The following is a 23695-nucleotide window of genomic DNA, read 5'->3' as shown; positions in this document are numbered from 1 at the left end:
AGCCTTCAGACCGGCTCGGGGGCCGGGCTGCCCAGGCCCACCGACAACTCCGCCGAGATCAGGGCCACATGCCGGTAGGCCCGCTCGGCGGCGGCCAACACCCTGTCCTGTACGGCGGGTTCACCGAGCGCGCGGTCGAGGCGCTCGGTGAGGGCAGCCCAGCGGGCGCGGTCGCCGCTGCCGTAGTACGACGTGCCGCGCCCGTCCGTGAGCCGGTACGCCTCGGTGACGTACCGGAGCAGGAAGCGGGCGCCGAGGGTGGAGCCCTCCAACACGTAGAGGAAGCCGAGGAGTTCGGTGGCGCCGGAGTTCCGGATCTCGTCGGCGAACTCCATGGCGGCCGGGCAGGGTTCGGGGGTCGCGCCCAGGGTGGCGAAGTGGCGGAGGTCGCATTCGAGGAGCGGGACCTTGGCCAGGTCCGGCGACCACACCGAGGCCACGAACGGGCTGGTGGCGCGGGCCAGTTCGGTTTCCAGCGGCTCCAACACCACGCGGTAGGCGGCGAGTTGGCCGACGTAACGGTCGAGCGGGAGGGTTCCGGAGAGCATCGCGGTGGCGAACTCCGCGGTCTCCAGGGCCTCGTGCCAGGTGCGGGTGCCGTTCCTCAGCCGATGGGTCGCCCTGTCCGTCATAAGCCGCTCCGCTGCCGGACCGTCGCGAGCAGACGGTCGATGAGGTGGCCCTTGCGTTCGATCGTCACGTCGAAGTAGGCGGCGCTGCGCTGGGAGCGGCACACCCCGTGGACGGTGTCCTTCGCGGCGCGCTTCAGGGCCACGGCCTCCTCGGCGAGCGCGAGCAGCGTCCGCTCCAGCTGGGGGTGACCGAGAACGTGCCGTTTGGATTCCGCTTCCGGCGGTGCGCCGTCGAGGAGTTCCAGGAGGACCCGGTTGCCGAGGCCGTCGAAGTCCTCGTGGGTGTTGGCGCCGCCGAGTTCCGGCACGAAGTCGGTCAGGTCGTTGAACAGCTGGCTGGCGAGGCCGAGTTGACGCATCGCGCCGTCCAGGGCGAGCCGGTCGTCCTCGACCACCCGCAGTCCCGCGACCGCCGCGTCGAGCGGCATCCGGAACAGGGTGCCGGTCTTGAGCGCGGCCGTCTGCTCCCAGAAGCCGACCCGGACGGCGCGCGGCGCGGCCAGCAGCTCGGCGCGGGTGAGCGCCGTACGCGAGGACATGTCGACGGCCTGCCCGGTGAAGCCGTCGCCGACCGAGCGCACCAGGCTGTCCACGACGGCCGGGTGGGCCGCGTGCCGCAGCGCGGACATGATCAGCCAGGCGCCGGCGTTGAGGGCGAGGGGTGTGCCGTGGGTGGCGTGGAGGGCGGGTTCGCCGTAGCGGACGTCGCTGCCGTCCTGGATGTCGTCGAGGGCGACGGCGGCCTTCAGCAGAATCCTTACGGCAACCGCCGTGCGGCGGACGACGGCCAGCTCGGCGGCCGTGTCGTACCCGGCGGCCAACTCACCGGGAAATCCTCGGTAGTTGCGATAGGCCCAGTAGACCATCGAGGGGCGCAGCGGAGCCCGGCCGCCGGGTGTGGCGGCGGTGGGTGGCAGCGCCTGCTGGCCGGTCTTGGAGCCGACGGCGTCGGCGACCGGTTCGTACAGGGAGCGCCGTAGCGCCGTGTCGTAGACGGAGGCGGCTGCCCGCGCCGGGGCGGTCAGCGAGCCGAGGAACTCGGCGAGGTCGTCCTCCAGCAGTGCCGCGTCGCTCCGCACCACCGCGTCCACATCCGTCGCTTCCACCGTGGCAGCCACTTCCACCTCCGGGGGTCGCCGAACGCCGGTGCGCAGAGCTCGCTAGGACGAGCGTGATCACAACGGACCGATGGGACAAGGAGGTTGAAAGCCAAAGTGGGCGGGGCGTGGGCGGCGGCCACCCCGCCCACTGGACACTCAGTGAGGTTAGGCTAACCTACCTTCGAATTGTCCGGCGGGTGCTCCGCCCTGTTCGAAAGCAGCCACACATGTCCAACGCCCGTGCCACCCACCTCTCCCGCCGCGGCATCCTCGCCGCGGGCGGCGCCCTCGGCCTCGGCGCCGTGCTCGCGGCCTGCGGCGACGACGACGCGAAAAGCGGTGGCTCGGACAAGCAGACGACGGCCGCGAAGTCCGGGCCGTGGAGCTTCAAGGACGACCGCGGCCAGACCGCGAAGACCGACAGGACCCCGGCGAACATCGTCTCCTTCATCGGTGTCGCCGCCGCGCTGCACGACTACGGCATCGAATCCAAGGGCGTCTTCGGCCCGACGAAGCTGAAGGACGGCAAGGCCGACGTGCAGGCCGGTGACCTCGACATCAGCAAGGTCACGGTCATCGGCAACGAGTGGGGCCAGTTCAACATCGAGAAGTACGCGGCCCTCTCCCCCGACGTTCTCCTCACCACGATGTTCGACGCGGCCGGCACGCTCTGGTACGTCCCGGAGGAGTCGAAGAAGAAGATCCTCGCCGTGGGCGCCCCGACCGTCGGCATCTCCGTGTACGACGTCCAGCTGCCGACGCCGCTCGCCCGCATGCTGGAACTCGCCAAGTCCCTTGGCGCGGACACCACTTCCTCTACGATCACCGCGGCCAAGAAGCGCTTCGAGGACGCCGCCGCACGGCTGCGCGCGGCGGCCAAGGCCAAGCCGGACATCAAGGTTCTCGCGGGGTCCGCGAGCCAGGACATCTTCTACGTCTCCGGGTCCAACCTCTCCGTCGACCTGGAGTACTACAAGGCTCTCGGCGTGAACTTCGTCGAGCCGTCGGCGGCTGCGCTCAAGGCGAGCGGTGGCTGGTACGAGAACCTCAGTTGGGAGAACGTCGACAAGTACGGGGCGGACATCATCATGATGGACAACCGGACGTCGGCGATTCAGCCCGCGGACATCACCGAGGGCACGTGGAAGAAGCTGCCGGCTGTGAAGGCCGGGCAAGTCATCGCGCGGAACCCTGAGCCGATTCTGTCGTACGCCAAGTGTGCGCCGTTGCTTGAGGATCTGGCCGAGGCGATCGAGAACGCGAAGAAGGTCAGCTGATTCAGGGGTGGTTTCGCTTTCGTGGGGAGCCGCGGGCCGGTTGTGGCTGGTCGCGCAGTTCCCCGCGCCCCTCAGGCAGGACACCTGACGCCCCTCCAGAGGAGCCCCCCTCCATGACTACGGCCGTAGCCGCCCCCTTCCGCTTCTTTTCTCTCCAGGTCGTGCGGACGGAGCGGCTGGGGCCGTCTCTTGTCCGCGTCACCTTTGCCGGGGACGACCTGGCGCATTTCTCTTCCGACGGGTGTGATCAGTCCCTGTCGCTCTTCCTGCCGCAGCCCGGCCGGCCGGAGCCCGCCGTTCCCTACGAACTCGGTGACGGGTGGTGGCAGGCCTGGCGCGAACTGCCCGACGACGTACGGGCGGTGATGCGCTCGTACACGCTTCGTGCGCTGCGCCGCGACCCCGACGAGATCGACATCGACTTCGTCCTCCACGAACCCGCCGGGCCCGCCTCCCTGTGGGCCTCCCATGCCTCCACCGGGGACCGGGTCGTGGTGCTCGGGCCGGCCGTCGCGGACAACCGGGCGATTCGGTTCCGGCCGCCGGAGGACACCGATCTCGTGGTCGTCTGGGGTGACGAGACCGCTGTGCCTGCCGTGTCAGCCATTCTCGAAGCGCTGCCCGCGGGCACGCGTGCGCGGGTGTGGCTGGAGGTCCAACATGCCGGTGACGTACAGGACCTGGTGACCGCTTCCGACGCCGAAGTCACCTGGCTGGTGCGGGAGAACCAGGGTTCCGAGGGGTCCCCCATGGCCCTCGGCGCCCTGCGTGCCGCCCAACTCCCCTCCGCCTCGCGGCCGTACGTGTGGATCGCGGGCGAGTCCGGTCAAGTGAAGGCATTGCGGCGGCACTTCGTGGGTGAGCGCGGGTTCGACCGGCGGCGCGTGACCTTCGTGGGGTACTGGCGGCAGGGGCTCAGCGAGGAGCAGTTGCGCGAAGCGGGGTGAGAGACGGCCGGTGTGTGAGTGACGGCAGTCACGGGAGGGGTGGGTTCCGAAAGATCTAAGTTAGGTTAGCCTTACCTAAGTTCAAATCCGTCCCCACCCCGGAGGACCCCCACATGCGCTCGCACCTGCTCAATGACACGACTGCGGAGCACTACCGCCGCTCCGTGACTCAAGGCGTGGAGCGGGTGGCGGCCAAACTCGCCACCACGGAACGACCGTTCACCGGCGTCACGGTCGACGCCCTCTCCCCCCTCATCGACCGGATCGACCTCGACCGTCCGCTCCACGACACCGCCGCGGTGCTCGACGAGCTGGACGAGGTGTACCTGCGTGACGCGGTCTACTTCCACCACCCCCGCTACCTCGCCCATCTCAACTGCCCGGTCGTCATCCCCGCCGTGCTCGGCGAGGCGGTGCTCTCCGCCGTCAACTCCTCCCTGGACACCTGGGACCAGTCGGCCGGCGGCACCCTCATCGAGCGCAAGCTGATCGACTGGACGAACGAGCGGATCGGCCTCGGGCCGCACGCGGACGGGGTGTTCACCTCCGGCGGCAGCCAGTCCAACCTCCAGGCCCTGCTGCTGGCCCGCGAGGAGGCGAAGACCGACACCCTCGCCAAACTGCGTGTCTTCGCTTCTGAGGTCAGCCACTTCAGCGTGAAGAAGTCCGCGAAGCTGCTGGGCCTCGGGCAGGACGCCGTCGTGTCGATACCCGTCGGCGCCGACAAGCGGATGCAAACGGTCGCGCTCGCACGGGAGTTGGAGCGCTGCAAGAACGCCGGGCTCGTGCCCATGGCCGTCGTCGCCACCGCCGGCACCACCGACTTCGGCTCCATCGACCCGCTGCCCGAAATCGCCGAGCTGTGCGAGCAGTTCGGGGTGTGGATGCACGTCGACGCGGCCTACGGCTGCGGGCTGCTCGCCTCACTCAAGCACCGGAGCCGGATCGACGGCATCGAGCGCGCCGACTCGGTCACCGTGGACTACCACAAGTCCTTCTTCCAGCCGGTGAGTTCGTCCGCCCTGCTGGTCCGCGACGCCGACACCCTGCGCCACGCGACCTACCACGCGGACTACCTCAACCCGCGCCGCATGGTGCAGGAGCGCATCCCCAACCAGGTCGACAAGTCCCTGCAGACCACCCGCCGGTTCGACGCGCTCAAGCTGTGGATGACGCTGCGCGTGATGGGCGCCGACGGCATCGGCCAACTATTCGACGAGGTCTGCGACTTGGCCGAGGAGGGGTGGCGACTCCTTGCCGCCGACCCACGCTTCGACGTGGTCGTCGAACCCTCGCTGTCCACCCTCGTCTACCGCTACATCCCGGCCGCCGTCACCGACCCCGCCGAGATCGACCGCGCCAACCTGTACGCCCGCAAGGCCCTGTTCGCCTCCGGTGACGCGGTGGTCGCGGGCACCAAGGTCGCGGGCCGCCACTACCTGAAGTTCACCCTGCTCAACCCCGAGACGACGGCCGGCGACATCGCCGCCGTCCTCGACCTGATCGCCGGCCACGCCGAGCAGTACCTGGGAGAGTCCCTTGACCGCGCTTCCTGAACCCGCCGGCAAGACCTACGACTTCGTGGGCATCGGGCTCGGGCCCTTCAACCTCGGCCTCGCCTGCCTCACCGAGCCGATCGCCGAACTAGACGGGATCTTCCTGGACTCGAAGCCCGACTTCGAGTGGCACGCCGGCATGTTCCTCGACGGCGCCCACCTCCAGACCCCGTTCATGTCGGACCTGGTCACCCTCGCCGACCCGACCTCGCCGTACTCCTTCCTCAACTACCTGAAGGAGAAGGGGCGTCTGTACCCCTTCTACATCCGCGAGAACTTCTATCCCCTGCGGGTCGAGTACGACGACTACTGCCGCTGGGCCGCCAACCGCCTGTCCAACGTGCGCTTCAGCACGACGGTTTCGGAAGTGACGTACGAGGACGAGGACGGGGTCTACGTCGTCCGGACGGAGGCCGGTGACGTGTTCCGCGCCCGTCATCTGGTCCTGGGCACCGGCACCCCGCCGTATCTCCCCGAGGCCGTCGCCGGACTCGGCGGCGACTTCATCCACAACTCCCGCTATGTGCAGCACAAAACAGCGCTGCAGGCCAAGGAGTCGATCACGCTGGTCGGCAGCGGGCAGTCCGCCGCCGAGATCTACTACGACCTGCTCAGCGAAATCGACGTCCACGGCTACGAGTTGAACTGGGTGACGCGCTCGCCGCGCTTCTTCCCGCTGGAGTACACGAAACTCACGCTGGAGATGACCTCCCCGGAGTACATCGACTACTTCCACGCCCTGCCCGAGCAGACCCGCTACCGCCTCACGGCCGAGCAGAAGGGCCTCTTCAAGGGCATCGACGGCGACCTCGTCAACGACATCTTCGACCTGCTGTACCAGAAGAAGGTCGGCGGACCCGTCCCCACCCGACTGCTCACCAACTCCTCCCTCAACGACGCCACTTACCGCGACGGCGTGTACGAACTCGCCCTGCGCCAGGAGGAGCAGCAGAAGGACTACACCCTGCGCTCCCAGGGCCTGGTCCTCGCCACCGGCTACAAGTACGCCGAGCCGGAGTTCCTCAAGCCCGTGCACGAGCGGCTGCGCTACGACTCGCAGGGCAACTTCGACATCGCGCGCAACTACTCGATCGACACCACGGGCCGGGGCGTCTTCCTCCAGAACGCCGGCGTCCACGCGCACAGCATCACGTCCCCGGACCTGGGCATGGGCGCGTACCGCAACTCGTACATCATCCGTGAGCTGCTCGGCACCGAGTACTACCCGGTCGAACAGACCATCGCGTTCCAGGAGTTCGCCGTATGAGCGCCCTCACCACCACAGGCACCTTCACCTTCCGCCCCCTCGACCCGCTGCGCGACGCCGAGTTGCTGCACCGCTGGGTCACCCATCCCAAGGCCGCGTACTGGATGATGCAGGACGCGAAACCGGAGGACGTCGAGCGCGCCTACATGGAGATCGCGGCCGACGAGCACCAGCAGGCGCTGCTCGGGCTCCAGGACGGGATGCCCGTCTTCCTGATGGAGTACTACGACCCGCGGTATCGCGAACTGGTCGGCCTGTACGAGCCGTTGCCCGGCGATGTCGGCATGCACTTCCTGACGCCGGCCACCGAGGCGCCCGTCCACGGCTTCACCCGTGCGGTGATCACCGCCGTGATGGCCCGCCTCTTCGAGAACCCGGCCGTCGCCCGTGTCGTCGTGGAGCCGGATGTGTCCAACACCGCCGTGCACGCCCTGAACAAGGCGGTCGGGTTCGTGCCCGAGCGCGAGATCCAGAAGCCGGAGAAGAAAGCCTTGTTGAGCTTCTGCACCCGGGAACAGTTCCTCACAGCCACGGCGGTGTCCGCATGAGCCTCGCCGACGCCGTCGCCCACCTCTCCCCCGAGCGCTGGGAGAAGGCCAACCGCCTCCTCATCCGCAAGGCCCTCGCCGAGTTCGCGCACGAGCGGCTGATCACCCCCGAACCGGCCTCGCAGGACAGCGACTTGTATGTCGTCCGCAGTGACGACGGGCTGACGCGTTACCGGTTCACCGCCGTCCGCCGCGCCCTCGACCACTGGCAGGTCGACGCCGACTCCATCACGCGTCACCGCGACGGCGCCGAACTCCCCCTCGCCGCACTGGACTTCTTCATCGAGCTGAAGCAGGCGCTCGGTCTGAGCGAGGCGATCCTGCCGGTCTATTTGGAGGAGATCTCCTCCACCCTCTCCGGCACCTGCTACAAGCTCACCAAGCCGCAGATTCCGGTCGCCGAGCTGGTGACGAGCGGCTTCCAGGCCATCGAGACCGGGATGACCGAGGGCCACCCCTGCTTCGTCGCCAACAACGGGCGGCTCGGCTTCGGCGTCCACGAGTACCTGTCGTACGCCCCCGAGACCGCGAGCCCGGTCCGGCTGGTCTGGCTGGCGGCGCACCGCTCACGGGCGGCGTTCACGGCGGGTGTTGGCATCGAGTACGAGTCGTTCGTCAAGGACGAGTTGGGCAGCGCCACGCTGGACCGCTTCCGCGCCACCCTCACCGACCAGGGTCTCGACCCCGACGGCTACCTCCTCATTCCCGTCCACCCCTGGCAGTGGTGGAACAAGCTCACCGTCACCTTCGCCGCCGAGGTCGCCCGCGGCCACCTCGTCTGTCTCGGCGAGGGCGACGACGAGTACCTCGCCCAGCAGTCCATCCGGACGTTCTTCAACCGGTCCAACCCCGAGAAGCACTACGTGAAGACGGCCCTGTCGGTCATCAACATGGGCTTCATGCGCGGGCTTTCGGCCGCCTACATGGAGGCGACCCCGGCGATCAACGACTGGCTCGCCCAACTCATCGACAACGACCCGGTGTTGAAGTCAACCGGTCTGTCGATCATCCGCGAGCGGGCCGCCGTCGGCTACCGCCACCTGGAGTACGAGGCGGCCACCGACCGCTACTCGCCGTACCGCAAAATGCTCGCCGCCCTGTGGCGCGAGAGCCCGGTGTCCTCGCTCCGGGACGGCGAGTCCCTCGCGACGATGGCCTCGCTGGTGCACCTCGACCACGAGGGCGCCTCCTTCGCCGGCGCGCTGATCGAGCGCTCGGGGCTGGCCCCGGTGGAGTGGCTGCGGCGCTACCTGCGGGCGTACTTCACCCCGCTGCTGCACAGCTTCTACGCCTACGACCTGGTCTTCATGCCGCACGGCGAGAACGTGATCCTCGTCCTCGAGAACGGTGTCGTCCAGCGCGCGATCTACAAGGACATCGCCGAGGAGATCGCCGTCATGGACCCGGACGCGGTGCTGCCGCCGACGGTGGAGCGACTGCGGGTCGAGGTCCCCGAGGACAAGAAGCTCCTGTCGATCTTCACCGACGTCTTCGACTGCTTCTTCCGCTTCCTCGCCTCCAACCTGGCCGCAGAAGGCGTCCTGGAGGAGGACGACTTCTGGCGTACGGTCGCGGAGGTCACCCGCGAGTACCAGGACTCGGCGCCCGAACTCGCCGACAAGTTCCGGCAGTACGACATGTTCGCCCCTGAGTTCTCGCTGTCCTGCCTCAACCGGCTCCAGCTGCGCAACAACGAGCAGATGGTGGACCTGGCGGACCCGTCCGGCGCGCTCCAGCTCGTCGGCACCCTGAAGAACCCCATCGCCGGGTTCTGACCCACGAAGCAGGCGGGCACCCCGGGGTACGGTCCCCCGGGGTGCCCGCCTTCATGGCAAGAAACAACTACCTTGCGGGCCAAGGCACTTGGGGCGACCGGTAGTAGTCGATCCCCAGCGCGTCCCAGCGCGGGGCCTGTGCCGCGAGCCGCACCTTGTAGGTGTCCCAGTCGTGCGTCGAGGCCGGCGACCAACCCAGCTCGGCCACGCCCGGCAGCCGGGGGAAGGCCATGTACTGGATGTTGGCGTCGGTCACGATGGTCTCCGACCACAGCGGTGCCTCGACGCCCCGGATCGCCGAACTCGGCGCCCCGGCAAGGTAGTTGCCGGGATCCCAGTCGTAGGACCGCTTCACCTCGACCAGACCCGCCCAGTCCTGGCCGAGCGGGGTGTCCTCGGTGTACTTCATGTCGAGGTAGACCCGGTCGGCGGGCGAGAGGATCAGCCCGGTGCCGTTCTTCGCGGCCTCGGCGACCTGTGCCTTCTCGGCGGCGTCGGTGTCGTCGAGACCCCAGTACTGCGCGAGGGCACCCTTGATCGGATGCGCTCCGGTGATCTGGTGCCAGGCGATCACCGTCTTGCCGTACTTGGCGACGATCGGCTGCACCCGGTCCATGAACTTGACGTAGTCCTCATGGCTGGTGGAGTGCGCCTCGTCGCCGCCGATGTGGAGATAGCGGCCCGGGGTGAGCGCGGCCAGCTCGCTGATCACGTCGTCCAGGAAACTGTAGGTGACGTCCTTGCCGACGCACAGCGAGCTGAAGCCGACGTCCGTGCCCGTGTAGAGCGGGGGTGCCACGCCGTCGCAGTTCAGGTCGGCGTAGGAGGCGAGGGCCGCGTTGGTGTGGCCGGGCATGTCTATCTCCGGGACTACCTCCAGGAAGCGGGAGGCCGCGTACCGCACGATCTCCTTGTAGTCGTCCTTCGTGTAGTAGCCGCCCGCGCCGCCGCCGACCTCGGTCGAGCCGCCGTAAGTCGCCAGCCGGGGCCAGGAGTTGACGGCGATGCGCCAGCCCTGGTCGTCGCTGAGGTGCAGGTGCAGTTCGTTGATCTTGTAGAGGGCCAACTGGTCGATGTAGCGCTTGACTTGGGCGACCGTGAAGAAGTGCCGGGAGACGTCGAGCATGGCGCCGCGGTAGGCGTAGCGCGGGGAGTCCTCGACGGTGCCGCCCGCGACCTGCCAGGGGCCGCGCTGCACGGAGTTCTTCTCGACGGCGGCGGGCAGGAGTTGGCGCAGGGTCTGGACGCCGTGGAAGAGTCCGGCCGGCCTGCTCGCGGTGATGGTGACTCCGGAGGCCCCGCTGACGAGCCGGTAGCCCTCGGCGCCGAACGTGCCCTTGGTGAGGCGGAGTTGGATGCCTCCCTTGCCCCGCGAGGTGACCGGCAGCCGGTAGCCGGTGGAGGGGCGCAGGATGCCCGCGAGGTACTCGCCGATCCGGCGCGACTCCCGGGTGTCGTCGACCCGGATCCGGGTGGAGCTCGTGATCCGGTACGGCTGGCCGCCGGGGGTGACGGACGCGGGCGCCGGTACCACCCGGCCCAGCGGGGTGACGGCGGCCGGCTCGGCGGAGGGTGCGGCGCCGGCGACGGACACGCTCGCGGCGGCGACTAGCAGCAGCGAACCGAGGAGGCGGGTCGTTCTCTGGCGCTGTCTCACAAGGTGTCTCACGAGCGGTCCCTCCATGCAGCCGGACAGGTACAGACCATTCTGTCGCCAAGGCGATGGAACAATCTCTCCTATGGCGGAAATCATCCAGAAGGACGGCACCTGGATCTTCGACGGCGACGCCCTGCGGCTGACTCCCGGACGGGACAAGAACGCCGGCCTGTTCCGCAGGACGCTGGGCGAACTCGTCGTTCCCCTGGGCGCGTTGGCGGGCGTCTCGTTCGAACAGGGCCGGAAGTCGGGGCGGCTGCGACTGCGGCTTCGCGACGGCGCCGACCCGCTGCTGCACGCCACCGGCGGCCGGCTCGCCGAGGGCGACGACCCCTATCAACTCACCGTGGAATCGGACCGGTACGGGGTCGCCGAGTACTTCGTGGACGAGGTGCGCAACGCCCTGCTGCTCGACGGGGTTCCGGCGGACCCGGTGGCCGAGTACCTGCTGCCGGGCCCGGCCGTGCCGCTCTCCGTCTCCGCCGGGGACGGCACCGCGAGCTTCGACGGCGAGCACGTACGGCTGGAGTGGAACTGGAAGACCGAGGACGCCAAGTCCGCCGCCGGTGCCCGCACTCTCGCCGTCACGGACCTCGTGGGCGTGGAGTGGCGGCCCTCGGCCGGTCTGGAGAACGGCTACATCCGCTTCGCGGTGCGCCACGCGCCGACCAAGGCTCCGCCCAAATACGACCCCAACTCCGTTGAGCTGTGGGGCTTCAAGAAGGACCCGCTGATGGCCCTGATCGCCGCGGCCGTCCAGGCGCGGCTCCCGCACCCCGCCGCCGAGACGGACGTACGACCTGAACAACCGCAGCCCGTACGGCAGTTGACGGCCGCGGCGGAGGACGGCCACGACGCGCTGCTGCGGCGGCTGCGGGAACTCGGCGAGCTGCGCCGAGACGGGGTGCTCACCGACGAGGAGTTCTCGATGGCCAAACAGGCGGTCCTCAAACGCATGTGAGGACCGCCTGCGGTGTGTCTACGCCCCGCCTTCCGGGCGTACGACGGAAGTCACGTGGCCGTGACCGGAGTTACTTGGCCTTGCGGGCGACCGTGAAGCGGTCGATCTCGGCGCCGGTCTCGGCGATGCCGCGCACCGTCAGGGTGGCCGTACGGCCCTTGTGGGCGGGCTGGACGTCCACGCGGAGGAACGAGTAGTTGAGGTAGCGCACGCGCGACCAGGCGACCGTCTCGTTGACCTTGCCGTCCTTCGTGTTGATGAAGGCGGCGACCGAGTCGACGTCGGCGACGTGACCCTCGTAGGAGTCCGGGGCGGAGAACGCGTACAGGCTGCGGCCGGCCGCGCCCGCCGTCACGTAGACGACACCCTCGGTCTCCGGGTACGCCGTGCCGCCGATCGGCAGCTTCTTGACGACCGCGTTCTTCTTGATGACGTCGGTGCGCTCGTACTGGTGGTTGTGGCCGTTGATGACCAGGTCCACCGTGTACTTCTCGAACAGCGGCACCCACTCGTTGCGCACTCCCCCCTCCGAGGAGTGCGCGGTGGAGGTGCAGTACGCGCAGTGGTGGAAGAAGATCACCACGAAGTCGATGTCCTTGGACGCGCGGAACTTCTTGAGCTGCCCCTCGAGCCACGTCGTCTGGGTACCGCCGGAGATGCCGAGGTTGGCCGGGATCTCGAACGAGACGTCGTTGGCGTCCAGCGAGATGACCGCCGTGTTGCCGTAGACGAAGGAGTAGACGCCCGGCAGGTTGGTCTTGTCGGGGCCGTTGTCCGGCAGGTTCCAGCGGGCGTCCTCGCCGCCGTAGCCGTTGGGCGAGTACCAGGCCTCCATGTCGTGGTTGCCGTAGGCGGGCATCCACGGCACGGACTTGGCGACCGACTCGGTCTGGGCGAGGAACTGGTCCCAGACGCGCGAGTCGAAGCCGGTGTCGGCGGTCTTGCCCGCGCCGGCCGGGTCGGCGTAGCAGATGTCGCCGGCGTGCAGGTGGAAGGCCGGGTTCTGGCCGAGCAGCAGGCTGTTGTTGGCCAGGCCGTGGTAGCCGACGCCCTCGTCGCCGAAGGCGGTGAAGGTGAACGGCACGGCGCGGTCGGGGGCCGTCTTGAAGGTGCCCAGCGTGCCGAGCAGGTGGGCCTCGGCCGGGTCGAAGCCCGCGTGGCCGACGCCGTAGTAGTACGTCTTGCCCGGACGCAGGTGGGTCAGCTTGGCGTGCAGGTAGTACTGGGTGTGGTCGCCGCTCGCGCCGACGCCCGCCGGGGTGTAGAGCGTGCGCACCTCGGCCTCGATCTTGCGGGAGAGGTCCCAGGGGTGCGCGCCTATGCGGACGAACGGCTTCTTGACGTTGGTCGGGACCTGCCAGGAGACCGTGACCTCGGTGCTCGGGTCGTTGCCGAACGCGAGGTGGCGGCCGAACGGGGAGACGAGGGCCCCGTCGATCGACTCGCTGGAGGGGGTGGAGGCATAGGTGGCGGAGGCCTGGCTGGGGACGGCCGCCTGGGCGACCGCGCCCGGGACGAACACGCCACCGGCGACGGCGCCGAGGGTCACGGCGCCGCCTCTGATCATCGTGCGCCGGGAGAATTTCGAGCGTAGGTACTCGTGCTGCTCAGCCATGCTCATGCGCTCGGCGAGCTCTTCGGGTACTCCCATACGAGGAATGTCCATGGCGTCTGAAACTCGTCCATATGAGCGACGTAACACAAGACACAGGATGGACAGCTTGCGAACAGAGTCCCATAAGACATTCAACAGGCCGCTGCCCGATATCGGGCAGGATTCTTGCAAACCTTCCCCCGGTACCCCAGGATCAACCGGGTGCACGACGAACTCGTTGATCATCTGACGCGCTCCACGACCCTCAACCGGGGCGAGGCGCTGCGGGTGATCCAGGACGTGCTCGCGTACTTCGACGAGACGACCGAGGACTACGTCCGTCGCCGCCACCGCGAGCTCCAGGCCCAGGGCCTGGTCAACGCGACGATCTTCGACCGGATCGAGGCGGACCTGAAATACCGGGCGGTCGCACCGCCGGAGCTCACGCTCAGGCAGCTGCGCCGCATCGTCTACGGCTAGGAACACCTATATATGTGTGGAATTGTCGGTTACATCGGCAGGCGTGACGTTGCTCCGCTTCTGCTGGAGGGCCTGCAGCGGCTGGAATACCGCGGCTACGACTCGGCGGGCATCGTCGTGACGACCCCGAAGGCGGCCGGCCTGAAGATGGTCAAGGCCAAGGGCCGGGTCCGTGACCTGGAGGCCAAGGTCCCGGCGCGCTTCAAGGGCACCACCGGGATCGCCCACACCCGCTGGGCCACGCACGGCGCGCCCTCCGACGTGAACGCCCACCCGCACCTGTCGGCCGACAACAAGGTCGCCGTCGTGCACAACGGCATCATCGACAACGCCTCGGACCTCCGGAAGAAGCTCGAAGCCGACGGCATCGAGTTCCTCTCCGAGACCGACACCGAGGTCCTCACCCACCTCATCGCCCGCTCCCAGGCGGAGACCCTGGAGGAGAAGGTCCGCCAGGCGCTCCGGGTGATCGAGGGGACGTACGGCATCGCCGTCCTGCACGCCGACTTCGCCGACCGCATCGTGGTGGCTCGAAACGGCTCCCCCGTGGTCCTCGGGATCGGCGAGAAGGAGATGTTCGTAGCCTCGGACATCGCCGCGCTCGTGACGCACACGCGCCAGATAGTGACCCTCGACGACGGCGAGATGGCGACCCTCAAGGCCGACGACTTCCGGACATACACCACCGAGGGCACCCGCACCACGTCCGAGCCGACCACCGTCGAGTGGGAGGCCGCCTCCTACGACATGGGCGGCCACGACACCTACATGCACAAGGAGATCTTCGAGCAGGCCGACGCCGTGGACCGCGTGCTGCGCGGCCGCATCGACGACCGCTTCTCCACCGTGCACCTCGGCGGCCTCAACCTGGACGCCCGCGAGGCCCGGCAGATCCGCCGCGTCAAGATCCTCGGCTGCGGCACCTCGTACCACGCGGGCATGATCGGCGCCCAGCTGATCGAGGAACTGGCCCGCATCCCCGCGGACGCCGAGCCGGCCTCCGAATTCCGGTACCGCAACGCGGTCGTGGACCCCGACACCCTCTACATCGCGGTCTCCCAGTCCGGTGAGACGTACGACGTCCTCGCCGCGGTCCAGGAGCTGAAGCGCAAGGGCGCCCGCGTCCTCGGCGTGGTGAACGTCGTCGGCTCGGCGATCGCCCGCGAGGCGGACGGCGGCATGTACGTCCACGCGGGCCCCGAGGTCTGTGTCGTCTCGACCAAGTGCTTCACCAACACCACAGTGGCGTTCGCCCTGTTGGCCCTCCACCTCGGCCGCACCCGCGACCTCTCCGTCCGCGACGGCAAGCGCATCATCGAGGGCCTGCGAAAGCTCCCGGCCCAGATCTCCGAGATCCTCGACCGGGAGGAGGAGATCAAGAAGCTGGCCGCCGAGTACGCCGAGGCCCGCTCGATGCTCTTCATCGGCCGCGTCCGGGGTTACCCGGTGGCCCGCGAGGCCTCGCTGAAGCTCAAGGAGGTCTCGTACATCCACGCCGAGGCCTACCCCGCCTCGGAGTTGAAGCACGGCCCCCTCGCCCTCATCGAGCCCGCCCTCCCCACGGTCGCGATCGTCCCCGACGACGACCTCCTGGAGAAGAACCGCGCCGCCCTGGAGGAGATCAAGGCCCGCAGCGGCCGCATCCTCGCGGTGGCCCACCAGCACCAGGAGAAGGCCGACCAGACGATCGTGGTCCCGAAGAACGAGGACGAGCTGGACCCGATCCTGATGGGGATTCCTCTCCAACTCCTCGCGTACCACACGGCGTTGGCGCTGGGCCGGGACATCGACAAGCCGAGGAACCTGGCGAAGTCGGTCACGGTGGAGTAGAGCGCCCCAAAGGGGCGCGGGGAACTGCGCGAGCAGCCCCCGCGCACCCGCAGCGGCCAACGGAACAGAACGAACCCCCACGTGTGCCTCAAACACGGGGGGTTCGTTCATATCGCCGGGAGTTGTCCAACTCCCGGCCTGCGCCGCTAGCCGGTAGCCGTCACGCCCCGACCCGCAGCCCGCCGCGGAAGAACCGTCGGCCAGTGAGCCAACGCGGCCGTCGCCGAGTACCAGGCAACAGCCCCCGCAGCGACACCGAACCACCCGCCGACCTTGCCCAGCCCGTCGTTGCCGGCGAACTGCGCGATGGCAAGCAGCGCAAGGGAGACGAAGAACAACCCGTATGTCCCCTGGGTGAGTTGATCCCCACCAGCGAGGGTCACCGAGAGAGCGACCAGGGCGAACAGAACCAGGAACAACCCCGCCGCGTTGTCCGAGGCGGAGCCGCCCGCGCTGACGGCCCAGGTGAACCAGAGCGCGCCGAAGGCCACGAAGGCGGTCCCCGTGGCCGTGTCGCCGTCGCGGAACGCGAACAGCCCGGCGACGAAGAGCGCAACTCCGCCTACGTAGTGGGCGAGTGAAACGGCGTCAGATGCCGACACGCCGTTGATGACATCGGTGTACCCCAGCCCGAAGGCCAACAGGGTGATTCCCAGGGCGAGTCGGCCGACGATCGAGGTGGTGCTTCCCGTGCTTCCCGCGGAGACGTCATTGTCCACGGCGGGCTCCCTTCATGCATGTGCGATTGTGCGGTGTGACCGATATATGCCCTTCACAAGGACACAAACACCTCTGCACAGCAGTGAATTCGGAGCCGACCAGCGAGTTGGACCTACGACTTACGGGATGACGACGACCGGCCGCTGCGCCCGCTTCGCGAGCCGCCCCGCGACGGAGCCGAAGATGCGCCCGACGATCCCGTGGGTCGAGCCCACGACGATCGCGTCCGCCTCGTACTCCCGCCCCACCTCTTCGAGTTCGTGGCAGATGTCGCCACCGCGCTCGACGAGGATCCAGGGCACTTCGGCGAGGTATTCGGCACACGCCAGCTCAAGACCCAGCACCTCGGTGCGGTGATCCGGCACGTCGACGAAGACCGGTGGCTCGCAGCCCGCCCACACCGTGGTGGGCAGCCGGTTGGCGACGTGCACGATGACCAGGCCCGAGCCCGAGCGATGGGCCATGCCGATGGCGTACGCGAGGGCACGCTCACTGGACGTGGAGCCGTCGAAACCGACGACGACGCCGTGCTTGAAGGCGGGATCGCAGGAATGGCGTGGCTGTTCCGCCGCCAGGGGCTCGGCCGCCGTGGGATCGGCGACGGGCCGCTTGCGGTCCGCGGGTTCGAAAGATTCGTGACCGGCCATGGATGTCTCGGCTTTTTGATCCTCTTGGGAGGGGACAACAGTGTGCGGCGGAGCTGTGTCCGGGAATCATCTTCCCAACCCCATACCCCCAAGGGTACGGCGCCAGTCCTCCTTAGCCCATATCCCGCACACGCTCCGGCGGAGTTCCCCGGAGCATGCACGAGGGGGCGCCCGTAACGCAATGGTTGCTGCCCCGTACAGGCGGTTTGCACAGGATTCACTTGTCCCCGCGTCCACCCATGGGCTGCCCTACAGTGACCGACGCATCGAACAAGCGTTGAACCCGGCGAACCGCCGCCCCAGGGAGCACGCCATGTCCGGACACCGCACGACCTCCGAGGCACACCCCGGCCCGGACACCGCCACCGATGTGGTCCGCTGGGCGGTCTTCAGCTGTGTCCTCGTCCCCCTGGTCCTCCTCTGGTACGGCGCCTCGCTGGCCGGCGCGACCGGTACGGCCCTCGGGCTCGCGGCCGTCACCGCCGCCTGCCGGGTGCTGCTGCGCCGCTCCGAGCGGGGCACGGCCCGGCTGCTGGACGAGGAGGAGGCGCCGCACCGCGGCCACCGTCACCGGGCGGTGGCGGGGGCGCACCGGGGCGGTCGGCACGCCGGAGGAAGTACACCGGTCGACTGACCGGTTTCCGCGCACGCGCCCGATGCTTTTCAGCCAACTTCCGGCCACCGCGCATCTGTTGTCCGAACCACCCCCCAACCCCCGTTCCACCTGCACCGAAAGGGTCTGGGAGGCCCTGCGCACCCTACGGGGATTGGCCACTAAGGGGAGGCGTACTTCCCTGCACGGCCCACGAGTGCAACGCTTCGTGATCGAATGCTTCACGCCAAGTTGCCATGTCGACAATGTGCCGGTTGCCGAACTGGTCACCCCGGCACCACTGGACACAGTAGATTCGATCTTGACGTCTTACGGCGGGGGACTCGTGCAGGACCGAGGGGAAACGTGCAGGAGCGACACAACCGAGGAGCCGCGACCACCGAGGGGGGCTTAGCAGTATGAGCCACGACTCCACTGCCGCGCCGGAAGCCGCGGCCCGGAAGCTTTCCGGGCGACGCCGCAAGGAGATCGTCGCGGTGCTGCTGTTCAGCGGCGGCCCCATCTTCGAGAGTTCCATACCGCTGTCGGTGTTCGGCATCGACCGGCAGGACGCCGGAGTTCCGCGCTACCGCCTTCTTGTGTGCGGCGGCGAGGAAGGTCCGCTGCGCACCACCGGCGGGCTGGAACTCACCACGCCACACGGCCTGGAGGCGATCTCGCGGGCAGGCACCGTCGTCGTGCCCGCCTGGCGGTCGATCACCGCGCCGCCGCCGGAGGAGGCGCTCGACGCACTGCGCCGGGCGCACGAAGAAGGGGCCCGCATAGTAGGCCTGTGCACCGGCGCCTTCGTGCTGGCCGCTGCGGGTCTGCTGGACGGCCGTCCCGCGACCACCCACTGGATGTACGCGCCGACGCTGGCCAAGCGCTATCCGTCGGTGCACGTGGATCCGAGGGAACTCTTCGTCGACGACGGAGACGTACTGACGTCCGCCGGTACGGCGGCCGGAATCGATCTCTGTCTCCACATCGTGCGGACGGACCACGGCAACGAGGCGGCCGGCGCGCTCGCCCGGCGCCTGGTGGTCCCCCCGCGCCGAAGCGGCGGTCAGGAGCGCTACCTCGACCGGTCTTTACCAGAGGAGATCGGCGCCGACCCGCTCGCGGAGGTCGTCGCCTGGGCGCTGGAGCACCTCCACGAACAGTTCGACGTGGAGACGCTGGCGGCACGCGCGTACATGAGCAGGCGTACGTTCGACCGCCGCTTCCGCTCGCTCACCGGGAGCGCTCCCCTGCAGTGGCTGATCACGCAGCGGGTGCTCCAGGCACAGCGTCTGCTGGAGACGTCGGACTACTCGGTGGACGAGGTCGCGGGGCGCTGCGGCTTCCGCTCACCGGTGGCGCTGCGCGGCCACTTCCGGCGCCAGCTGGGCTCGTCGCCCGCCGCCTACCGGGCCGCGTACCGCGCCCGCAGGCCCCAGGGCGACAAGCAGGTGGACGGCGACGGCGCCCCGGGCCAGCCCGGCGGTCCGTCGTCCCTGGGCCCGGCGGGCCTGCCGCCCTCGCTCCACCCGGAGGGCCCGGTCCCGATGCAGACCCGCCGTACGGCGGCGAGCGCGCTGTCGGCCGCGGCGGCCTCCTCCGCCTCGGCGGCGGACAACGGCCGTGAGGCGTACGCCACGAGCCGGGCGGCGGCGAGCCTGCCCGGGCAGCGCAGCGGGACGTAGCGGGACGTAGCGACAGCATCGCCCTCGGGGATCTCCGTCAGTCGGGAGATCCCCGAGGGCTTTCGCACGCCCCCCGCGCCACAAGGTCACCGCACGGTTGGCTCAGCTGAGCAGCGCGCACCTTAGGGTTAGACACATGAACGATCGCATGGTGTGGATCGACTGCGAGATGACCGGCCTCTCGCTGTCAGACGACGCTCTCATCGAGGTGGCCGCCCTCGTCACCGACTCCGAGCTGAACGTGCTCGGCGAGGGGGTGGACATCGTCATCCGCCCGCCGGACCGGGCGCTGGAGACGATGCCGGACGTAGTACGCCAGATGCACACCGCGTCCGGCCTGCTCGACGAGCTGGCCGGCGGTACGACGCTGGCCGACGCCGAGGAGCAGGTCCTGGGCTACATCCGGGAGCACGTCAAGGAGCCGGGCAAGGCCCCGCTGTGCGGCAACTCGGTCGGCACCGACCGCGGTTTCCTCCTCCGTGACATGCCGACCCTGGAGGAGTACCTGCACTACCGCATCGTGGACGTGTCCTCGGTGAAGGAGCTGGCCCGGCGCTGGTACCCGCGGGCGTACTTCAACAGCCCCGAGAAGAAGGGCAACCACCGCGCCCTCGCCGACATCCGCGAGTCCATCGCCGAGCTGCGCTACTACCGCGAGGCGATCTTCGTCCCGCAGCCCGGCCCCGACTCCGACACGGCCCGCACGATCGCCGCGAAGCACGTCCAGCCCACCCCGTAAAAGCCGGGCGCGAGCACCCCTTCGGACCCTGTACACTTTTTCTCGGCCGGTCGGAAACTTTCTAAGTGAACGACCGGGCATGGTGGGTGTAGCTCAGCTGGTAGAGCACCTGGTTGTGGTCCAGGAAGTCGCGGGTTCAAGTCCCGTCACTCACCCTTGAACGAAGGCCCCTGGCCCGCGGAAGCGCGGGACAGGGGCCTTTCGGTTGTCGGCGGAGCGCAGGAGTGCCTCAACTCCCGCCCGCATCACGCGAGTTCTGGGGTGTTTCCCCAGTGCGAGGGCACCGGGGTTCCCGGTTTCGTGGGCACATGCCGGGTCACGACACCCACAGAAAAGAGGCCCAGCCATGACCGTCCCCCTTCCCGTGGTCTTCATCCACGGGCTCTGGCTGCACAGCACCTCCTGGCAGCCGTGGATCGATCTGTTCCGCGCCGAGGGCTACGACCCCTCCGCGCCCGGATGGCCCGGCGACCCCGCCACCGTCGAGGAGGCGCGCCAGAACCCCGAGAGCATCGCCGGCCACGGCATCGACGACGTCGTCGAGCACTACGCGGCCCTGATCGAGACGCTGCCCGCACGGCCCCTCGTGATCGGCCACTCCTTCGGCGGGATGATCGCGCAGAAGCTGCTCGGCCAGGACCGCGCGGCCGCGGCGGTCGCGATCGACGCCGCGCAGATCAAGGGCGTGCTGCCCCTGCCGCTGTCCGCGCTGAAGGCCACGCTCCCGGTCTTCAAGAACCCGGCCAACAAGCGCCGGTCGGTCTCCCTGACCGCGGAGCAGTTCCGGTTCGCGTTCGGCAACGCCGTCGCGGAGGAGGAGTCGGCGGCCCTGTACGAGCGCTGGGCCATCCCCGCGCCGGGCAAGCCGCTCTACGAGGCCGCCTCCGCCAACTTCAACCCCCACTCGCCGGCGAAGGTCGACACGGACAACAGCGGACGCGGCCCGCTGCTGCTCATCTCCGGCGGCAAGGACCACACGGTGCCCGAGGTCGTCACCCGGGCCACCCTCAAGCAGTACCGGCACTCCGAGGCGGTCACCGACATCATCAACTTCCCCGACCGCGGGCACTCGTTGACGATCGACAGCGGCTGGCGCGAGGTCGCGGACACCGTACTCACCTGGCTGCGGCAGCAGAATCCCGGGACCGGGCGATGAGTCCCCGGGCTGCCGGCCCGTCCGGTGCCGACGCGGGCCCGGCCGGGCGGACCGTCGTGGTCACCGGCGCCGGGCGCGGTATCGGGCTGGCCGTCGTCGAGGCCTTCCTCGCGGCCGGTTCCCGCGTCGTCGCGGGTTCGAGGGAACGCACCGATGCCCTCGACCGGCACGTGAAGCAGGGGGCCGAGCTGACCGTCGTGGAAGTCGACCTCGCGACGCCCGACGGTCCGGCCGCGCTGGTCGCCGAGGCCGTGGCGCTCCATGGCGGTGTCGACGTCCTGGTGAACAACGTCGGGGCGGTACGGCCACGGGTCGACGGCTTCCTGGGAGTGACGGACGAGGACTGGGAGTGGACGTTCACGGTCAACTTCATGGCCGCCGTCCGCGCCACCCGGGCCGCCCTGCCGCACCTGCTCGCCACCGGCGCGGGCCGTATCGTCACCGTCTCCTCGGTCAACGCCCGGCTGCCGGACCCCCTGGTCATCGACTACGGCGCGGCGAAGGCGGCGCTGACCAACTTCTGCAAGGCCCTCTCCAAGGAGGTGGGGCCGCGTGGTGTGCGGGTGAACACCGTCGGTCCCGGGCCGGTGGAGACGGCGCTGTGGCAGGGCGCCGACGGGGTCGCCGCCACGGTCGCCCGGTCCCGGGACGTCGACCCCCGGGAGGTGGCCCGCGGTGCGGCGGACCAGTCCGTGACCGGCCGCTTCACCCGGCCGGCGGAGGTGGCCGATCTCGTGCTCTACCTCGCCGGTCCTCAGGCGGCGAACATCACCGGCGCCGACTTCGTCATCGACGGCGGCCTCGTCGAATCCCTCTGACCGGCCGTGACGGCGCGGCGGGCGCCGAGCAGGTGCGCCGCCACGCCACCCACGTCACTCCGGCGGTCTTCGCCGACTCCGGCCGCTGGATCCACGAAGAGCACCCGCAGGAGATGACCGACATGCTCCTGCGTTTCCTGAGCAGCCACCGATGACGTCAGGAGCGGACATGACCAGGTTCTTCCCCACCTTCGGCCCGACGGCCGAGCGCGAACCCTTCTGGTTCCTCGGCGGCCAGGCCAGGATCCTGCTGCCCGGTACCGCGACCGACAACCGGCTCAGCCTGATGGAGTTCGCCGACCCGGCCGGCCACGCGCCCCCGCACCACGTCCACGAGGACGAGGAGGAGGTCTGGTTCGTCCTCGACGGCGAGGTGACGTTCTTCGTCGGCGACCGGCGCCACGACCTGGTGCCCGGACAGGTCGCGTACGGGCCGCGCGGGGTTCCGCACAGCTATCTGGTGCGCTCGCCCGAGGGGGCGCGGATAGCGGCGCTGTTCAGCCCGGCCTGCATCGAGGAGTACTTCCGGGCCAACGGCACCCCGGTGGCCGAGGCCGGGGACCTCCCGCCGGAGTTCGACCTCGCGGCGGTCCTGGCCTCCGCCGAGGCCTTCCACCTGCGCGTCACCGGACCACCGCCGTCCTGGTGAGCCGGACCGCCCCGACATGAGACCCACGGCACCACCCGGCGCCGTCCCCGTGCGCCGGTCCACCACAGCCAGGAAGGGAACCGACATGCCGTACATCACCGTCGGCCGGGAGAACTCCGCCGGCATCGAGCTGTACTACGAGGACCACGGGAGCGGGCAGCCCGTCGTGCTGATCCACGGGTACCCGCTGGACGGCCACTCGTGGGAGAAGCAGCTCCCGGCCCTGCTCGACGCCGGCCACCGGGTCATCACCTACGACCGGCGCGGCTTCGGCCGGTCCGCGCAGCCGACCACGGGCTACGACTACGACACCTTCGCCGCCGATCTCGACGCGGTGCTGACCGAGCTGGACCTCACCGACGCGGTACTCGTCGGTTTCTCCATGGGGACCGGGGAAGTCGGCCGCTACCTGGGGACGTACGGCTCGGGGCGGGTCGCCAAGGCGGCCTTCCTGGCCTCCCTCGAACCGTTCCTGGTCAAGACCGACGACAACCCGGGCGGCGTCGACCGGTCCGTCTTCGACGGCATCCTGGAGGCGGTCACGAAGGACCGCTACGCCTACTTCACCGGCTTCTACGAGGCGTTCTACAACCTCGACGAGACGCTCGGGAGCCGGATCAGCGAGGAGGCGGTGCGGGCCAGTTGGAACGTGGCGGCGGGCGCGTCGGCGTACGCGTCGGTGGCCTGCGTGCCCACCTGGATCACCGACTTCCGCGCCGACGTCGCCAGGATCGACGTACCGACGCTGATCCTGCACGGCACGGCCGACCGGATCCTGCCGATCGACGCCACCGGGCGGCCCTTCCACGCGCTGCTGCCCTCGGCCGAGTACGTCGAGATCGAGGGTGCCCCGCACGGCCTGCTGTGGACGCACGCCGAAGAGGTCAACGCCGCGCTGCTGGCCTTCCTGGCCAAGTAGGCGCGCGCACAACGCGTTGCGTCACTTGACGGTCACCGCCACCGTCATGGCCATGTTCTTCTGGCGCCACGTCATCCCCCTGTTCACACCTCACTACACGGTCGTCGCGGTGGACCTGCGCGGGTTCGGCGGCCCGGGACGTCCGG

Annotated in this window: 23 protein-coding genes and 1 tRNA gene; 18 read left to right on the top strand and 6 right to left on the bottom strand. The window is 69.2% G+C overall.

Annotated features, from left to right (window positions below; genetic code table 11):
* Positions 1-5: 5 nt before the first annotated feature.
* Positions 6-632 (bottom strand): biliverdin-producing heme oxygenase, encoded by a 627-nt coding sequence (locus tag ACFXC1_RS32600; protein ID WP_381249431.1) that lies wholly within the window; start codon positions 630-632, stop codon positions 6-8.
* Entirely contained in the window at positions 629-1750 is a 1122-nt protein-coding gene (locus tag ACFXC1_RS32595) for a polyprenyl synthetase family protein (protein ID WP_381249428.1), read from the bottom strand. Before ACFXC1_RS32595 ends, ACFXC1_RS32600 begins: the two co-directional genes overlap by 4 nt.
* 209 nt (positions 1751-1959) lie before the next feature.
* Between ACFXC1_RS32595 and ACFXC1_RS32590 the strand changes: the two genes are divergently transcribed.
* From ACFXC1_RS32590 to ACFXC1_RS32565, 6 genes are all read left to right on the top strand, one after another.
* Positions 1960-3009, top strand: coding sequence for an ABC transporter substrate-binding protein (locus tag ACFXC1_RS32590; protein ID WP_381249425.1), 1050 nt, complete (start codon positions 1960-1962; stop codon positions 3007-3009).
* A 113-nt stretch (positions 3010-3122) separates the two neighbouring features.
* Complete coding sequence (locus ACFXC1_RS32585) at positions 3123-3956, top strand: siderophore-interacting protein (RefSeq protein ID WP_381249422.1); 834 nt, start codon at positions 3123-3125, stop codon at positions 3954-3956.
* A 113-nt stretch (positions 3957-4069) separates the two neighbouring features.
* Positions 4070-5512: a lysine decarboxylase DesA gene (gene desA, locus ACFXC1_RS32580; RefSeq protein WP_381249419.1), complete on the top strand. Its 1443-nt coding sequence runs from the start codon at positions 4070-4072 to the stop codon at positions 5510-5512.
* Positions 5496-6779 (top strand): lysine N(6)-hydroxylase/L-ornithine N(5)-oxygenase family protein, encoded by a 1284-nt coding sequence (locus tag ACFXC1_RS32575; RefSeq protein WP_381249416.1) that lies wholly within the window; start codon positions 5496-5498, stop codon positions 6777-6779. The genes desA and ACFXC1_RS32575 overlap by 17 nt, the downstream gene beginning before the upstream one ends.
* Positions 6776-7327 carry a GNAT family N-acetyltransferase gene (locus tag ACFXC1_RS32570; protein ID WP_381249413.1) on the top strand — a complete coding sequence of 184 codons (552 nt, stop codon included), beginning with the start codon at positions 6776-6778 and terminating at the stop codon, positions 7325-7327. Before ACFXC1_RS32575 ends, ACFXC1_RS32570 begins: the two co-directional genes overlap by 4 nt.
* Positions 7324-9102, top strand: a complete 1779-nt coding sequence (locus tag ACFXC1_RS32565) for an IucA/IucC family protein (RefSeq protein WP_381249410.1) — start codon at positions 7324-7326, stop codon at positions 9100-9102. The genes ACFXC1_RS32570 and ACFXC1_RS32565 overlap by 4 nt, the downstream gene beginning before the upstream one ends.
* A gap of 67 nt (positions 9103-9169) precedes the next feature.
* Here ACFXC1_RS32565 and ACFXC1_RS32560 read toward each other — a convergent pair whose 3' ends face one another.
* Complete coding sequence (locus tag ACFXC1_RS32560) at positions 9170-10786, bottom strand: beta-N-acetylhexosaminidase (protein ID WP_381249407.1); 1617 nt, start codon at positions 10784-10786, stop codon at positions 9170-9172.
* A gap of 55 nt (positions 10787-10841) precedes the next feature.
* Here ACFXC1_RS32560 and ACFXC1_RS32555 point away from each other — a divergent pair, with 55 nt between their 5' ends.
* Positions 10842-11720, top strand: coding sequence for a DUF4429 domain-containing protein (locus ACFXC1_RS32555; RefSeq protein ID WP_381249404.1), 879 nt, complete (start codon positions 10842-10844; stop codon positions 11718-11720).
* 70 nt (positions 11721-11790) lie between these two features.
* On the opposite strand, the gene ACFXC1_RS32550 is transcribed toward ACFXC1_RS32555, so the two are convergent.
* Entirely contained in the window at positions 11791-13371 is a 1581-nt protein-coding gene (locus ACFXC1_RS32550) for a purple acid phosphatase family protein (protein ID WP_381249401.1), read from the bottom strand.
* Positions 13372-13536: 165 nt separating this feature from the next.
* Between ACFXC1_RS32550 and ACFXC1_RS32545 the strand changes: the two genes are divergently transcribed.
* Positions 13537-13794 (top strand): hypothetical protein, encoded by a 258-nt coding sequence (locus ACFXC1_RS32545; protein ID WP_019065776.1) that lies wholly within the window; start codon positions 13537-13539, stop codon positions 13792-13794.
* A gap of 12 nt (positions 13795-13806) precedes the next feature.
* Complete coding sequence (gene glmS, locus ACFXC1_RS32540; RefSeq protein ID WP_381249400.1) at positions 13807-15624, top strand: glutamine--fructose-6-phosphate transaminase (isomerizing); 1818 nt, start codon at positions 13807-13809, stop codon at positions 15622-15624.
* Between the two features lie 146 nt (positions 15625-15770).
* Here glmS and ACFXC1_RS32535 read toward each other — a convergent pair whose 3' ends face one another.
* Positions 15771-16343 (bottom strand): GPR1/FUN34/YaaH family transporter, encoded by a 573-nt coding sequence (locus ACFXC1_RS32535; RefSeq protein ID WP_381249398.1) that lies wholly within the window; start codon positions 16341-16343, stop codon positions 15771-15773.
* Between the two features lie 120 nt (positions 16344-16463).
* Positions 16464-16991: a universal stress protein gene (locus tag ACFXC1_RS32530; protein ID WP_019065779.1), complete on the bottom strand. Its 528-nt coding sequence runs from the start codon at positions 16989-16991 to the stop codon at positions 16464-16466.
* A gap of 313 nt (positions 16992-17304) precedes the next feature.
* On the opposite strand from ACFXC1_RS32530, the gene ACFXC1_RS32525 reads away from it, so the two are divergent.
* The 9 genes from ACFXC1_RS32525 to ACFXC1_RS32485 all read left to right on the top strand — a co-directional run bounded on the left by ACFXC1_RS32525 (position 17305) and on the right by ACFXC1_RS32485 (position 23549).
* On the top strand, positions 17305-17625 hold the full coding sequence (locus tag ACFXC1_RS32525) for a hypothetical protein (protein ID WP_381249396.1): 321 nt from the start codon (positions 17305-17307) through the stop codon (positions 17623-17625).
* A gap of 377 nt (positions 17626-18002) precedes the next feature.
* Positions 18003-19268, top strand: coding sequence for a GlxA family transcriptional regulator (locus ACFXC1_RS32520; RefSeq protein ID WP_381249393.1), 1266 nt, complete (start codon positions 18003-18005; stop codon positions 19266-19268).
* A 136-nt stretch (positions 19269-19404) separates the two neighbouring features.
* A complete protein-coding gene (gene orn / locus ACFXC1_RS32515; RefSeq protein ID WP_381249390.1) occupies positions 19405-20007 on the top strand; it encodes an oligoribonuclease in 603 nt (200 codons plus the stop codon).
* An 82-nt stretch (positions 20008-20089) separates the two neighbouring features.
* Positions 20090-20162: transfer RNA gene (locus tag ACFXC1_RS32510), tRNA-His, on the top strand.
* Positions 20163-20353: 191 nt separating this feature from the next.
* Positions 20354-21163: an alpha/beta hydrolase gene (locus tag ACFXC1_RS32505; RefSeq protein WP_381249387.1), complete on the top strand. Its 810-nt coding sequence runs from the start codon at positions 20354-20356 to the stop codon at positions 21161-21163.
* A complete protein-coding gene (locus ACFXC1_RS32500; RefSeq protein WP_381249385.1) occupies positions 21160-21981 on the top strand; it encodes an SDR family NAD(P)-dependent oxidoreductase in 822 nt (273 codons plus the stop codon). Before ACFXC1_RS32505 ends, ACFXC1_RS32500 begins: the two co-directional genes overlap by 4 nt.
* 32 nt (positions 21982-22013) lie before the next feature.
* Positions 22014-22136, top strand: a complete 123-nt coding sequence (locus tag ACFXC1_RS32495) for a hypothetical protein (RefSeq protein WP_381249382.1) — start codon at positions 22014-22016, stop codon at positions 22134-22136.
* Positions 22137-22150: 14 nt separating this feature from the next.
* Positions 22151-22630 carry a cupin domain-containing protein gene (locus ACFXC1_RS32490; RefSeq protein WP_381249379.1) on the top strand — a complete coding sequence of 160 codons (480 nt, stop codon included), beginning with the start codon at positions 22151-22153 and terminating at the stop codon, positions 22628-22630.
* An 85-nt stretch (positions 22631-22715) separates the two neighbouring features.
* Positions 22716-23549 (top strand): alpha/beta fold hydrolase, encoded by an 834-nt coding sequence (locus ACFXC1_RS32485; RefSeq protein WP_381249377.1) that lies wholly within the window; start codon positions 22716-22718, stop codon positions 23547-23549.
* Positions 23550-23695: the final 146 nt, after the last annotated feature.

Origin of the sequence: Streptomyces hokutonensis, from assembly GCF_042751305.1 — a bacterium.
Lineage (GTDB): Bacteria > Actinomycetota > Actinomycetes > Streptomycetales > Streptomycetaceae > Streptomyces > Streptomyces hokutonensis_A.
This window is presented reverse-complemented; position numbering and strand designations above follow the sequence as displayed.